The organism is Pseudofrankia sp. DC12, assembly GCF_000966285.1.
In the GTDB taxonomy this organism is placed as follows: domain Bacteria; phylum Actinomycetota; class Actinomycetes; order Frankiales; family Frankiaceae; genus Pseudofrankia.
In genome coordinates, this window is sequence record NZ_KQ031391.1 from 5373270 (window position 1) to 5387729 (window position 14460).

Annotated in this window: 10 protein-coding genes; 8 read left to right on the top strand and 2 right to left on the bottom strand. The window is 75.1% G+C overall.

The genetic code is table 11. The annotated features are described in order from the left end of the window. Positions 1-117 precede the first annotated feature (117 nt). Positions 118-1980 (bottom strand): alpha-amylase family glycosyl hydrolase, encoded by a 1863-nt coding sequence (locus FRADC12_RS21610; protein ID WP_052711071.1) that lies wholly within the window; start codon positions 1978-1980, stop codon positions 118-120. Positions 1981-2400: 420 nt separating this feature from the next. Between FRADC12_RS21610 and FRADC12_RS21615 the strand changes: the two genes are divergently transcribed. Then, entirely contained in the window at positions 2401-4821 is a 2421-nt protein-coding gene (locus tag FRADC12_RS21615; RefSeq protein WP_157488978.1) for an ATP-binding SpoIIE family protein phosphatase, read from the top strand. Between the two features lie 252 nt (positions 4822-5073). Here the strand turns inward: FRADC12_RS21615 and FRADC12_RS21620 are convergent, their stop codons facing one another. Beyond that, entirely contained in the window at positions 5074-5589 is a 516-nt protein-coding gene (locus tag FRADC12_RS21620; protein WP_045878011.1) for an HNH endonuclease, read from the bottom strand. A 565-nt stretch (positions 5590-6154) separates the two neighbouring features. On the opposite strand from FRADC12_RS21620, the gene FRADC12_RS21625 reads away from it, so the two are divergent. The 7 genes from FRADC12_RS21625 to FRADC12_RS21655 all read left to right on the top strand — a co-directional run bounded on the left by FRADC12_RS21625 (position 6155) and on the right by FRADC12_RS21655 (position 14436). Further along, positions 6155-7489: a mechanosensitive ion channel family protein gene (locus FRADC12_RS21625; RefSeq protein ID WP_045878012.1), complete on the top strand. Its 1335-nt coding sequence runs from the start codon at positions 6155-6157 to the stop codon at positions 7487-7489. 84 nt (positions 7490-7573) lie between these two features. Beyond that, the gene (locus FRADC12_RS21630) at positions 7574-8317 is read left to right on the top strand and encodes a response regulator transcription factor (RefSeq protein ID WP_045878013.1); all 744 of its coding nucleotides are present in this window, start codon (positions 7574-7576) and stop codon (positions 8315-8317) included. Continuing rightward, positions 8314-10113: a HAMP domain-containing sensor histidine kinase gene (locus FRADC12_RS21635; RefSeq protein ID WP_045878014.1), complete on the top strand. Its 1800-nt coding sequence runs from the start codon at positions 8314-8316 to the stop codon at positions 10111-10113. Before FRADC12_RS21630 ends, FRADC12_RS21635 begins: the two co-directional genes overlap by 4 nt. A gap of 34 nt (positions 10114-10147) precedes the next feature. Then, complete coding sequence (malQ, locus tag FRADC12_RS21640; protein ID WP_045879996.1) at positions 10148-12541, top strand: 4-alpha-glucanotransferase; 2394 nt, start codon at positions 10148-10150, stop codon at positions 12539-12541. A 293-nt stretch (positions 12542-12834) separates the two neighbouring features. Beyond that, positions 12835-13227 carry a hypothetical protein gene (locus FRADC12_RS21645; RefSeq protein ID WP_232303950.1) on the top strand — a complete coding sequence of 131 codons (393 nt, stop codon included), beginning with the start codon at positions 12835-12837 and terminating at the stop codon, positions 13225-13227. Further along, positions 13214-13744 carry a DUF5130 family protein gene (locus FRADC12_RS21650; RefSeq protein ID WP_045878016.1) on the top strand — a complete coding sequence of 177 codons (531 nt, stop codon included), beginning with the start codon at positions 13214-13216 and terminating at the stop codon, positions 13742-13744. The genes FRADC12_RS21645 and FRADC12_RS21650 overlap by 14 nt, the downstream gene beginning before the upstream one ends. An 80-nt stretch (positions 13745-13824) precedes the next feature. Further along, entirely contained in the window at positions 13825-14436 is a 612-nt protein-coding gene (locus FRADC12_RS21655) for an MFS transporter (protein ID WP_052711072.1), read from the top strand. Positions 14437-14460 lie beyond the last annotated feature (24 nt).

Below are 14460 nucleotides of genomic sequence, written 5' to 3' on the forward strand. Positions count from 1 at the left end.
GCCTCCATTCTGCCCACCGCATGGTGGCCTCCCGGGCCGGATCGGCCTCAGGCGAGTCCGCGGCGACAGCGGCCTCACCGGTCGCGACCGCAAGCTGGCTCGGGCCGGTGCGGACGATCAGCGCCGGGTGGCCCCTGTCCGCGGGCCGTTGCCGCGCACAACCCAGGCGGCGGTGTCGGGCGGCAGCACCAGGGTCTGGCCGTCGTGCTCGACCGGGCCGCTGGCCAGCATGACGCGGCCGGGCATCGCGAGCGTCGCTCCGGATCCGGCGGCGAGTACGCAGGTCAGCAGCCCGGCCTCGGTCGGGCGTCGCGTCGAGGTGAGAGCCAGGCGCGCCCGGGGGCCGGTCCCGCTGGCCGCGCCACCGTCCAGCGGCGTGCGCGGCAGCCGCCCACCGGGGGCCAGGGCGATCCGGTCGAAGGCGAGCACTCCGGCGGGCACGCCGGCGCGCCACCGCGTCATGCGCGAGCCGAGGTCGGTGACCCGCAGGTGGGAGTGCCGGAAGGCCAGCGCGGCCTGGACGAGCCGCCAGGTGGAGCGCGGGTCGGCGCGCTGCGCGGCCACGGTCAGCGCGGCCCACTCGCCCGGCTGCGGCAGCCAGGGCGCGACCCCGTCGGGCGCGAAGCCGAACGGCGGCTCGGTGCCAGACCAGGGAATCGGCACGCGGCAGCCGTCGCGGCCGGGCGACGTGTGCCCGGATCGCTCCCAGACCGGGTCCTGGCGGGCCGCCGGCGCCACGTCGACCTGTGGCAGGCCCAGTTCGTCGCCCTGGTAGAGGAACACCACGCCCGGCAGCGCCAGCATGGTGAGCAGGGCGGCTCTGGCCCGGCGAAGCCCGGCCTCGCCGCCCCCGTAGCGGCTGGCCGGGCGGACGACGTCATGGTTGGCCAGTACCCAGGTCGGCTGCGTCCCGGCGGCGCCGGTGGCGGTGAACCCGTCGACGATGGCCCGGCGCCAGGCGGCCGCGGACCACTCGACGGACAGCAGCGAGAACGAGAACGTCAGGTGCAGCTCGTCCGGGCGGACGTAGCGGGACAGCCGCTCCGGGTCCTCGACCCAGGTCTCCCCGACGAGAATGCGCTCCTGGCGGTCGCGCCTGCGGTAGCCCTCGACCAGCCTGCGCCAGGAGCGGTAGACGTCGTGGACGCCGTCCTGGTCCCAGCTGTGCGGCTCCAGCTTCTCCCGGAAGCCGGTCTCCGGGGTGGCCGGTGGGCCCGGCGGGTTGTCGCGCAGCGCGTCGTCCTTCACCAGGCCGTGGGAGACGTCGATCCGGAAGCCGTCGACACCCCGGTCCAGCCAGAACCGCAGCGTGGCCTCGTGGTCGGCGCGCACCGCCGGGTCCGACCAGTTCCAGTCCGGCTGCTCGGGCGCGAACAGGTGCAGGTACCAGTCGTCGGGCCTGGTCCCATCCGCGTCGGCAGGGGAGTCCTCCGAGGCGATCGGCGGGCCGGCGGAGGAGCTTGGCGCGGTCTGCTCGGGGAACCGGCGGGCCTCGCGCAGGCGGGTCCAGGCCGAGCCGCCGAAGACGGAGATCCAGTTGTTGGGCGGAGCGCCACCGCCCTCACCTCGGCCGGGCCGGATCAGGTACCGGTGGCGTGCCGCGGCGCCCGGCGCCGCGGCGAGCGCCGCCTGAAAGGCCGGATGGGCGTCGCTGGAGTGGTTCGGGACCAGGTCGACCAGGACGGCCACGCCCAGCCGGTGCGCCGCGGCCAGCAGGGCGTCGAACGCGGCCAGGTCGCCGAACAGCGGGTCGACGTCCCGGTGGTCGGCGACGTCGTAGCCGTGGTCGGCCATCGGCGAGCGGTAGAACGGGGTGAGCCACAGGCCGTTGACGCCGAGATCGGCAAGCTCGGGCAGCCGGGCCCGGACGCCGTCGAGGTCGCCCACCCCGTCACCGTCCGCGTCCGCGAAGCTGCGGACATAGACCTCGTAGAAGACCGCGTCGCGCCACCAGCCGCTGGTCAGGGCCACACCCGCCATTCAATCGGCCGCGGGCCAGCCTGTCCGCGAGTCCGTCTCCTCCGCCGGTACAGGCGTTCGGCGCCAATCGACGCGGTCTAGCCAGGTGACGGTGTCGGCTTGTAGTGGGCCGTGGTCGATGCGTTCGACAGGCGGGTGTTGGTGTGGCTGAACTACACTTCCCGGGTGGATGATGTGACTGCTAGTAATCAGTCCCATCCGAGGAGCCCCCTTCGAGAGGATCGCGGGATCCCGGCGGTGGGGGCGACGACGGGCGCCACCCAGAGCAGCGAGCGGCCGAGCGCCACGCGGGGGGCCGTCCCGGCGGGTCCGCCGTCCGTGGTCGGCTGTCTGGCGCCGTGGCGGTCCGTGCCCGGAGACCGTCGGGCCGGCGCCCGCCCGTTCCGGCGGCCGAACCGCGCGAGCGGCACGGAGCTGGCCGTGGGCAGGGCCGATCCCGAGGCGACCGCGACCGGCCGACGTGCCGCCACCGGCCCGGTGCGCTCGGGCACCCGAGCTGGCGAGGCCGGGCGGTCGGAGGCGACCGGCGGCCAGGGCACGACCGGCGGCTCGAGCGGTACGCCGGACAGCCCGGCGCCGGCGAGGGTCGGCGCGGCCTGGGCCGGCGCGCTGGGGCTCGGCGCCGGCGTCGTGCGGGGCGCGCTGCGCCCGGTCCGCCGGGCCCGGCGCCGGCACGCCGATGAACGGGCCGCGCTGGAGGGCCTGACCTTCCTGTCGGAGGCGAGCCTCCAGCTTGGCGGCTCGCTGGAGCCCTACAAGATCATCGAGATGACGGTCGCGCTGGCCAGGCGGCTGGGCGACGGCGTCATGCTCTGGCTGCGCTCACCCGAGGGCGACATGATCGACCTCGCCGCCGTCGACCACGTCGACCCGGCCGCGGCCGCCTACATGCGAGCCCTCACCGCGACCCGCCCGGCGCGGATCACCGACGACTACAGCCCGGGCGTCGTCGTGCGCACCGGGGAGCGGATGTGGATCGACGACCTGACCGCGGAGCTGCGGCGCCCGCTGTTCCCGGATCCGGTCGAGTACGCCCGGTTCCGCCGGCTCGGCTGGGGCCACTCGATCACCGTGCCGATGGTCTACGGCGAGCGGGTCACCGGCGCGCTCACGATCAGCCGGCGCCCCGGTGCCCCGCCCTGTAACCACGTCGAGGCGACGATCGCCGAGGACCTGGCCCGGCGGGCCGGCCTCGCGCTGGCCAACGCCCAGGTGTTCCGCGAGTCCCAGGACGCCGGCCGGGCCCTGCAGCGTTCGATGCTGCCCGCCAACCCACCCGCTCTCGACGGCGCGGACGTGGCGATGGAGTACCGGCCGGGAACCGCGGGCACCGAGGTCGGCGGCGACTTCTACGACGTGATCGAGCTGCCTGGCGGCAGGGCCGGCCTCGCGATCGGGGACGTCATGGGCCGGGGGCTGCGCGCCGCCGCGGTGATGGGCCAGCTGCGCGCGGCGCTGCGGGCCTACGCGCTGGAGGAATGGCCGCCGGCGGAGCTGCTGGCCCGGCTGGACCTGGTGGTCTCCTCGCTGCCCGGCCTCGAGCTTGCGACCTGCCTGTACGGCGTCTACGAGCCGGCCGTCCCGTCGCTGGGGGCCGCAGGCTCCCAGGACGACCACCTGGGCACCGGCGGGCCCGCCGACCGCCCGGCCCGGGTGCTGCTCGCCGGCGCGGGTCATCCGGCGCCGCTGCTGGTCTGCCCGGCCAGCGAGCCGCGGTACGTCGAGCTGGACCCGGGCCTGCCCCTCGGCGTCGGCGACGGCACCCGGTTCGCCGAGACGACCGTGGACCTGCCGCCGGGCTCCAGCCTCGTCTTCTTCACCGACGGGCTGGTCGAGTCCCGCCACCAGTCGATCTCCGAGGGGCTGGACCTGCTGTGCACCCGGGTCGGCGAGCATCTGGGCCGGCGCCGGGCCGCGGAGCGACGCAGCCTGGAGACCGCGTCGCGTCGCCGGCACCCGTCCGGCGCGGACCTGCGCCCGCCTGCGCCCTCGGCCGACGGGCCGGGAAACGGCCCGGCATCGGCGGCCGCGGCGACCCCGGCTGGGGACGCGGAGGGGACCGCGCTCACGCCAGGGGACCAGCCGCCGCTCGACCGCCGGGCCGGCGGGCCGGGGGAGTGGGCCGGCACCGAGCGGCGCGCCGGCACCGAACGCCGCGCCTCCCGGGACCGCCGGGCGCCCGGGCCCGGCCGCCCGCCCGGTGGCATCGAGCGCCGCCGCGGCAACGACCGGCGGCGGCACAGCCGAGGCGGGTTCTCGGTCCGCAGCTGGTCGGGCCCGGACACCGTCGACCTCGACGACACCCGCTGGTCGGAGAACGCGGCCCGCGCGCTGCTGGAGCTCAGCCTGCTCGCCGCCGACCTGCCGGAGGACACCGACGACGACACGGCACTGCTGGTGCTGACGATCCAGTCGGCCGGCCCGCCGCTGCTGGAGCTGGCGCTGCCGCCCGTCGCCGCGTCCGCCGGGCAGGCCCGCGCGGCCGTCCGCGCGGCCGTGGAGCAGCAGGACCTCGGCCGGGCGGACGACGCGGCGCTGCTGGTCAGCGAGATCTGCACGAACGCGATCAAGCACGCCCGCAGTGAGCTGACCGTGCGCCTCTGGGCCGAGTCGTCCCGGCTGCGGATCAGCGTCGAGGACCGGGAGGGTGCCACCCTGCCGAAACCCGGCCGGGCGGCCAAGGGCGACCCCGAGGCGGAGTCGGGCTGGGGCCTGCTCCTGGTCGAGGCCCTCGCCGACGCCTGGGGCGTCCAGACCACCTCGGACGGCAAACGCGTCTGGTTCGACCTGGACCTGCTCCGCCAGACCCCACTCGAAGCCGACGCCGCCCCGTCGCCCTAAGCCGACGCACCCCAGGCCGGCGGAGCCGCCGACGAGACGCACCCCAGATATCCGGCGGAGCCGCGGCGAGACGCACCCCAGGTCCTGGCCTGGGGGAGCCGCCGAGCGAAACGCGACCGAGGACCCGACCCTGGGCAGACGCCCGCCTCGGCACTTGTCCCCAGCCCCGAACCACGCTGGGGAGGGCGTTCAGCGCCCGGACCAGGCGGATCGGCCAGAGGCGCGAAGCGCCGTCTCTGGCCGATCGCCGCCTTAGGCGGACGCGGCCTCGCCGAGGTCGGTGTTGAGGTACTGCGACCAGCGGGGATCCATCCGACGGCTCCCCAGAATGCGCCAGGCGGCTCCGCTCGGCGCGCGCGGCGCCGTGCGGAGCCGCCAGCCGAGATCAGCGACGGCGCGGTCCGCTTTTGTATGGTTGCAGCGGCCGCAGGCCGCCACGACGTTCTCCCATACGTGCGGGCCCCCTCGGGACCGTGGGATCACATGGTCGAGCGACGTCGCCGGGGCGCCGCAGTACACGCATCGGTGGTGGTCGCGGGCGAGCACGCCCTTGCGGGTCAGCGGCACCTGTGAGCGGTACGGCACCCGCACGAACCGAGCTAACCGCACGACGACGGGGACTTCGACGGACGAGGCGGCGGAGTGCAGCACCTGCCCGCCGGCCTCGACCATCACCGCCTTGTCCGTCAGGACAAGTATCAGTGCCCGACGTTGGGACACCACGCACAGAGGCTCGTACGTGGCATTGAGAACCAGCGCCTCTGCCACGCGCCGACCTCCTCAGCCGAGTCGAGGCGGGCGCCCTCGGGAGCCCGTTCTAACCAGCGTCTCCGGTGACAATGGATAGTCAAGCGTGTTCCGGCGCCGAACGCGAGCGTGTTTGCATGGTCATCTGCCGAGTGAAAGTGGCGATGGGCATATCTGGCCGTCTTTGTGACCACTGTATGTCCGTGGGATCACAGAGGTGTCGCGTTGCGTCGATTGGCTGCGACGGCCCGTCGCCAGCCTGACGGACCCGGGACGATCCGCATCCCGACCGGCCGGACCCGTTCGGACCCCCCTATAGGGTGGCTGGCAAGAGGCTTGAGAGCGGCGCCGGGGGCCCGAGCAAGGAGCGACCGCCTCGCGCCGAGGCAGCCTGCGGCGGCTCCTGTGACTGGCGGCCGGGTGCCACGCAACCCTGATCCCGACCCTGGACAAGCGGATGGCAGCACGTCTCCGCCAACCCCGAACCACGTTGGGGAGGGCGCTCAGCGCCCGAGCCAGGCGGGCGGCCCGCGGGCGCTCCGCGCCCGTTCGGGCCGCCCACCACGCAGATGGAGGACCCAAGGCCGTGTCCCTGCCGCTGATCGTCGCCGCTGCCAGCGCGACGCCGTCCGGCCTCGCGACGCCGTCGAGGCCCGCGGCGTCGTTGCCGTCCGGCGCGACGCCGACCGTCTCACCGAGCTCGGGCAGCCTGCCCGACGTGACGCTGGCGAGCGTCAAGGGCGCGCTGATGGACGCCTGCGGCAACACGCCCGGGTTCCTGTGCCGGACGGTCTACGACTCCACCCACAGCAACTACCTCGCGTCCAGCGCCGAGGTCTTCTTCGGGACCCCGCTGACGATCATGCTGATCCTGCTGGTCGCCGCCGTGATCCGGGCGTTGATGCACCGGGTGATCGGGCGGACGACGCGGCGGCTCGCCAACCACGGGGGGCTGCTGCGGGGCAACTTCCTCGGCGCGTTCGGGGACACCGCCGTCCTGCTGGAACGGCGCCGCCAGCGGGCCGAGACGGTCGGGTCGCTGCTGCGCAGCGTCGTGTCGATCGTGGTGTTCGGGATCGCGTTCATCCTGGTACTGGGCGAGCTGGGCATCAATCTGGCGCCGATCGTCGCCAGCGCCGGCGTCCTTGGAATCGCCGTCGGATTCGGCGCGCAGAATCTGGTCAAGGATTTTCTTTCGGGAATCTTCATGTTGCTGGAGGACCAGTACGGCGTCGGCGATGTGGTCGACGTCGGGGCGGTCTCCGGCACGGTCGAGGCGGTCACCTTCCGGATGACGCGGCTGCGCGACGTCGAGGGAACCGTCTGGTACGTCCGCAACGGCGAGATCACCCGGATCGGCAACAAGAGCCAGCAGTGGGCCCGCACCGTGCTGGACGTCCCGCTGGACTACGACACCGACGTCGTTCGGGCGAAGGAGGTCCTGCTCGAGACGGCGCAGTCGATGTGGCGCGACGACCACTGGGCCGCGGTGATCATCGCGGAGCCGGAGGTCTGGGGCATCGAGGCGATGACGGCCGACGGCTACGACCTCAGGGTCGTGATCAAGACCTTGCCGCTGAAGCAGTGGGATGTCGCCCGCGAGCTGCGTCAACGGGTCAGGCTGGCCCTCGGCGACGCGGGGATCACCCTGGGCGCGGTGCAGCACAGCGTCGTCGTGGTCAATGACGACGATGACGAGGCCGGCGACGACGAGGACGACGGCTCCAGCCAGCTCGGTGGCGACACCCCGCCGCGGATCGACCCGCCCGCCCAGCCCGGCCCGCTGGGCTCCGGTCCCAGCGGCGGCCACGGCGGCCGGTCCGCTGCCAGGGCGGGCGCCAGCGGTTCAGGCGCCGCAGGCGCTTCCGAGGGCGAGCCAGGTGCGGCGGGCGCCGGCTCGGCATCCGGCGGCGGCGCCTGAAGACATCCTGAACGGGGCCGCAGATGTCCCTGAGCGTTGGCCCGGACCACCCGGGTGGGCCCCGGGCACAGGCAGACTGGGCACGTGCGGGTACTGGTGGTAGATGACGACGCGGCGGTACGGCAGTCGCTGGAGCGGTCGCTGCGGTTCGAAGGGTACGAGGTGGCCACCGCCGCCGACGGCCTGGCGGCGCTCGAGCTGATCTCCAGGGAGCGCCCTGACATCGCCGTGCTCGACGTGATGATGCCCCGGATGGACGGCCTGGAGGCCTGCCGGCAGCTGCGGGCCCGGGGGGACGACCTGCCCGTGCTCATGCTCACCGCCCGGGACGGGCTGGCCGACCGGGTCTCCGGCCTCGATGTCGGCGCCGACGACTACCTGGTGAAGCCGTTCGCGCTGGAGGAGCTGTTCGCCCGGCTGCGCGCCCTCTCCCGCCGGTCGGCACTGGCCGCCCGGGCCGGCGCCGGCCGCGGCGGGGCGGCCGTGAGCGGGGGCCCGGCACCGCTGAGCTACGGCGGCGTGGTCCTCGACCAGAGCAGCCGCCAGGTGGCCCGCGACGGGCGCGAGCTGACGTTGACCAAGACCGAGTACGAGCTGCTCGAGCTGTTCCTGACCCACCCGAGGCAGGTGCTGTCCCGCTCCATGATCATGGAGCGGGTGTGGGGCTACGACTTCGGCCCGTCGTCGAACTCGCTCGAGGTGTTCGTGAGCTACCTGCGCCGCAAGCTGGAGGCCGGCGGCGAGGCGCGCCTGCTGCACACCGTCCGCGGCGTCGGCTACGTCCTGCGGGAGCAGGCCGCGTCGCCACCCCGTGAGCCGTCGCCGTGACCGACCCGGTCGTGGTTCTCGGCGAGGCCCGGGCGCCGTCCGGGACTCCCGGAGCCGGCGGCGCCGGGCCTGGCAACCCCGGATCCGGCGAGACCACGCCTGGTGGCGCCGGTTCCGGCGCGGGCGGGACGGCGCGGTCCCGGCCGGCCGGCCGCCGGCGCCAGCGCTGGTTCTCCCGGCTGGCCCTGCGCAACCGGATGGCGGTCCTCGTCGGGATCGCGGTGACCTGCGGCATGGCCGTCGTCGCCGGCGTCGCCCTCGGCGCCACGAACATCGTCCTGCGCAACGCCATCGACACCCAGCTCAGCAACCAGGCGCTACTCGCCGCGCACAGCATCCGGCTCGGCCCCGACGCCCCGGGCGGCACCATCCACCTGGTCGGCTCCAGCTTCGGCCTGCCGCTGCAGGTGATCCAGGACGACGGCTCGATCGTCCCGCCGCAGTATCGCCAGTCCGGCTACGTCCAGCTTCCGGTCGACTCCGAGGACATCGCGTTCGCCCGCGACCAGCTGGGCGGGATCCGGCTGCGCACCGTCACCGTGGGGGGCACGGAGTACCGCGTCGCCACGGCGTCCCAGCCGATCTCCACCCTGGAGCAGATCCGCGAGCTGGGCATCGGGTCGCTCCAGGACCCGCCGCCGCCGTTGAACCTGGCGGTGCAGCTGGCCCGGCCGATGTCGGACGTCCAGCAGACCCTGCGCGAGCTCGGCCTGGTGATGCTGGTGGTCGGCCTGCTCGGGGTGGCCGGGTCGATGCTCGCCGGCATGTTCGTGGCCCGCGCGGCACTGAAACCGGTGGACGAGGCGGCCGCCGCCGCCGAGCACGTGGCCCGCACCCAGGACCTCTCGGCGCTGATCCCGGTGAACGGCACCGACGAGGTGGCCCGCCTCGCGGAGAGCCTGAACAGCATGCTGCGGGCGCTGGAGGCGTCCAAGGAACGGCAACGCCAGCTCATCGACGACGCGAGCCACGAGCTGCGCACACCGCTGACCAGCCTGCGGACCAACATCGAGCTGTTGATCCGTTCGGAGGCGAACCCGACCAGGGCACTTCCCGCCGCCGACCGGACGGCGCTGCTCAGCGACGTCGACGGGCAGATGCGTGAGCTGACCGGGCTGGTGAGCGAGCTGGTGGAGCTCGCCCGTGACGAGGCACCGGTCGAGGAGGTGGAGCGGCTCGACCTGGCCGAGGTCGTCGCCGCGGCCGCGGCCCGAGCGCGCCGGCGGGCGACCACGAAGGGCATCGTGATCGACGTGACGTCGGCGCCGTCCTGGGTCGACGGCCGGCCCAGCATGCTGGAGCGGGCGGTCACCAACCTGCTGGACAACGCGGTGAAGTTCTCGCCGGCGGACTCGACCGTGCGGGTGCACACCGCGAGCGGCGAGGTCATCGTCAGCGATGAGGGCCCCGGGATCGCCCTTGCCGACCAGCCGCACGTCTTCGAGCGGTTCTACCGGTCCATGGACGCCCGCAGCCTGCCTGGCTCGGGCCTGGGGCTCGCCATCGTCGCCGACGCCGTGCGCACGCATGGCGGCGCCGTGACGGCGGGCACGGCTCCCGGTGGCGGCGCCCGGATGCGGATGTGGCTGCCGCTGGCGCCCGGCCCGCCGCTGGAGCTGCCACCCGGGCCACCGGCTGCCGGCGGTTCGGGGGCGCCCGGTGGCCCGGCGGCGTCGGGGCCAGTGGCCGGGCCGGTCGCCTCAGGCCCAGCCCACGACGCGGCGGCCCACGGCGAGCCGGAGGCCGCCGGGCCGTCCGCGTGGGCCGACACCGGTGGGCGGGCCGGGCCCAGGTGAGGCCGCCGGGTCGGCGGGCGGCAGGATTTGGGGGATGACCCCCGACGAACGCCAGCCTGCCGTGCCCCCAGCCGACCGGGCCGACCCGGCCGCCATCGCCCCGGACGGCCCCGGCTCGCGGCAGGCGGCCACCGCGACAGGCCAGGCCGAGCCGTTCGGTGACGGCGGTGCGGCGCTGGCGCGGCTCGCCGCGGCGTACGGCGTCACGACCGGCTACCTCGACGCCCGGGACCAGCCGGTCGCCGTCCCGGTCGACGCCGTACGCCGGGTGCTGGAGCTGATGGGCGTCGACACGGCCGATCCGGTCGCGGCGCTGGCGGCCGCGCAGGCGGCGCCGTGGCGGCGGCTGGCGCCGCCGAGCGTCGTCGTGAAGGCCTCGGCCCCGGCCGCCGTCACGCTGCGGCTGCCGGCCGGGCTCGATCCTGAGGCCGTCCGCTGCGAGCTGGCGCTGGCCGACGGCAGGGTCCTCGCGGTCGCCGTCGGCCCCGAGCAGGAGCGACGGGAGCTCGACGGAGCCCAGCTCGTCGCCCGGCCCGCGCGGCTTCCCGGCGGGCTGCCGCTCGGGGACCACTTCCTGCGCGTGCGCGCCGGCGGTCTGGAGGCGACGACGCAGGTCGTCGCCGTCCCCGACCGGGTGCCCGAGCCGGCTCACGACGCCGCTGGACCAGGCCGGGCCGGTGCCGGCTCGCCCGCCGTCGCCGCGTCGACGCCTGGCGACGACAGCCGTCGGGGCGACCGGATGTGGGGCTGGATGGTCCAGCTGTATGCCCTGCGCTCGGCCGGCTCCTGGGGGATGGGCGACTACGCCGACCTCGCGACGCTCGCGGCCTGGTCCGGCTCGGCCGCCGGGGGGCGCGCCGACGTGCTGCTCGTCAACCCGCTGCACGCCGCGGCACCGACGCTGCCGGTCCAGCCGTCGCCCTACTACCCGGCGAGCCGGCGGTTCCTCTCGCCGCTCTACCTGCGCCCAGAGGACACCCCCGAGTACTCCGCCGCCGGCCCGGCGACCCGCGCGGCCGTCGACGCCCATGCCGCCGCCGCGCGCAAGGCCCACCTCGCCACCGGTGGACCTGGGGGCGGCGCCGACGAGTTCGGCGAGCTGATCGACCGGGACAGCGTCTGGGCAGCCAAGCTCGCGGCCCTTGAGGTGCTGTTCGCCCGGTCGCCGCAGCCGGCGGACGCGGCGGGTGCGGCCGGGGACGAGGTGGCCGAGTTCGCGCTCTGGTGCGCGCTCGCCGAGCGGCACGGCCCCGACTGGCGGGTCTGGCCGGCCGCGTTGCGCGACCGTGAGCCGGGTGCCCTCGCCGCCGCGCGCGCCGAGTTGGCCGACCGCGTCGCGTTCCACCGCTGGCTGCAGGCCCGGGCCGAGCAGCAGGTGGCCGCGGCCCAGGCGGCCGCCCGGGCCGCCGGGATGCGGGTCGGCATCATCCACGACCTGGCCGTCGGCGTCGACCCCGCCGGCGCGGACACCTGGGCGGACCGGGACGCGTACGCCGTCGGGGTGAGCATCGGCGCTCCACCGGACCTGTTCAACCAGCAGGGCCAGGACTGGGGGCTGCCACCGTGGCGGCCGGACCGGCTCGCCGAGACGGGCTACGCGCCGCTGCGCCGCATGATCGCCGCGGTGCTGGGCCGCGGCGGCGGGCTGCGGGTGGACCACATCCTCGGCCTGTTCCGGCTGTGGTGGATTCCGGGGGGCGCCGGCGCCGCGAACGGCACGTATGTCCGCTACGACGCCGAGGCGATGCTGGGTGTGCTCGCGTTGGAGGCGGCGAAGGCCGGCGCTCTGATCGTTGGCGAGGACCTCGGCACGGTGGAGCCGACGGTCGCCACGACGCTGGCCGACCTCGGCGTCCTCGGCTCCTCCGTGCTGTGGTTCGAGAACGACGCCGACGGTGTCCCGGTGCCGCCGGCCGCGTGGCGGGCTCGGACGATGGCCAGCGTCACGACCCACGACCTGCCGACCGCCGCGGGATTCCTGCTGGGCGAGCACATCCGTGCCCGCGCCGAGCGTGGGCTGCTGGCCCGGCCGGTCGCGCGGGAGACGGCCGAGTGGCGCGCGAGCAGGGCCGGCCTGCTCGCCCACCTGCGGGCCCACGGGCTGCTCGGGCCGGCGGCGGGGCCGGAGACCGCGGACGAGCTGGCACCCGAGGTGGTCCGGGCGGCCGCGCTCGGGATGCACCGCCTGCTGGTCGCCACCCCGGCGCGGATCATCCTGGCCGCGCCGGGCGACGCCGTCGGCGACCGCCACCAGCCGAACCTGCCGAGCACGGTGGACAGCTACCCGAACTGGCGCCTCCCGGTCCGGGACGCCGACGGGCGCCAGGTGACCCTGGAGGAGCTCATGGCCGACGAGCGCGTCGCCCGCCTCGTCGCCGTCCTCGCCGAGGCGGGCGGGCGGCCTGGCGGGCCCGCCGCCAACCCCTGACCGACGACCCGGCTGGCCGGGCGGACCGGCCTGGAGGGCGCGGCTCCGGGGCCGCGAAGACGCCTGCGTGCCGGCGCGGCCGAGCGGCACGGGCCGGTATCCAGTCCTGTGCACCACATGGGTAACCGTGGTGTCTCGTGGTCAGGCCGATGCCGGTAGTCTTCGAAACCGTGACTCGCCGTCCTGCGTCAATCGGGGCCATGAACGGGCCCGTGTCAATCGGGGCCATGAACGGGCCCGTGTCAATCGGGGCCATGAACGGGCCCGTGTCAATCGGGGCCATGAACGGGCCCGTGTCAGCTGTTGCCAGGACCAGGCCCGTGCGCCGTGGCGCTCGTCGGGCCGCGACGCTGGCCGTGCTGACCGCCCTCGCCGTGCCGCTCTTCTCCGCCGCGGCCCTCGCGGACACGGGGCAGATCGGGACGAAGTACAACCCGGACCCGCTGTCGCCGCTGGACACCTGGCTGATCTACGGCGGCACCATCGTCGGTGGCTTCCTCCTCGCGCTGATCCTCACCGCGCTGTCGGGCCGCAAGAGCTCCGAGCGCTACCGCCCGGGGCAGCCGTGGCAGCACGACTCGATCTGGCTCGGCGGCGAGTCCGCGGAGCAGGACGCGGCTGACTCGTCGAAGGAGACCGCCGGCACGGCGACACCGGGTTCCGGTGGAGCCAGTGGCAAGTGGTGAGGCGTTCCGCCAGGACCAGCTCGACCGGCTGAACCGGGCCAGGCTGCTCGCCGAGCAGCAGACCGGTATCCGCTTTCACGTCCGCGTCGGCGCGGTCTCCGGCGACCCGGAGGCCGCGGCCGCGCGGATTCTCACCGAGGTTGCCGGTGGCCATCAGTCAGGTGACCACGTCCTCGTTCTCGTTTCGCCGGGGCAGCGGTTCGTCCGGGTCGTGACGACCCCGACCGCCCGCCGGCGGATCTCCGACGCCGCGGCCTCGTTCGCGACGCTGTCGATGACATCCAGCTTCGCCGTCGGTGATCTCGTCGGTGGTCTGGTCAGCGGCCTGCGCCAGCTCGCGGACGCCGCGGGCCGGCCGGGCCGTCCGCCGAGCCGGCGTGACACCTCCGGCGAGGCCGTTCGTCCCGCCGAGGAGTCGACCGGTGCGGGCCTGGCCCCACAGAGCGCCGCTGGTCCGGTGGCGCCCGCCGCGGGGACCGCGCGCCTGGGCCGGGCCACCCCGATCAGCGCTGTCTGACTCAGGCGCGCTGTCTGCTTCAGGCGCGCTGTCTGCTTCAGGCACGCTGTCTCCTTGAGGCGTGCCTGCTGCTGTTCAGCGTGGCGTTCGCGGCGATGCTGCTGTCGATCGTGACGTACCTGGACGCCGTCTGGGGCTGGTCGCCGCTGCTGGAGGGGCTCGCCCTCGCGCCTGGGCCGGCGATGGTGCCGCCGGTGGCGCTGGCACTGACCGGCCGGCTGGTCGGCCGGTTCGGCGCCGGCCCGGTCGCGGCCGTCGGCACGCTGGCCTTCGCCGCCGGCCCGGTGTGGTGGGCGTCGCGGATCGGACTGGCCCACGACTACGCGACCGTCATGCTCCCCGGTCTGGTGGTCGTCGGGATCGGGGTCGGGCTGGCGCTGCCGACCCTGACCTCCGCGGCGACGTCCGTGCTGCCGGCGGACCGGTTCGCGACGGGCAGCGCGGTGGTGAACATGGCCCGCCAGATCGGCAGCGTCCTCGGCGTCGCCATCCTGATCGCCGTCATCGGCTCGCCGTCACTGCGGACGGTCGTCGGCGTCTTCCACGCGGGCTGGTGGCTCTGCGCCGCGGCGTCGCTCGCGGCCACCGTTGTCGCCGCCTGTGGCTGGTGCCTCGCCGGCTGGCCGCCTGATCGACGACCTGACGGAGCGCGCGAACGGCGGATGGTGGTCGCGGTTGGAGCCGCGAGGTAGGCGGCGGTCGCCAGGCTCCGGCGG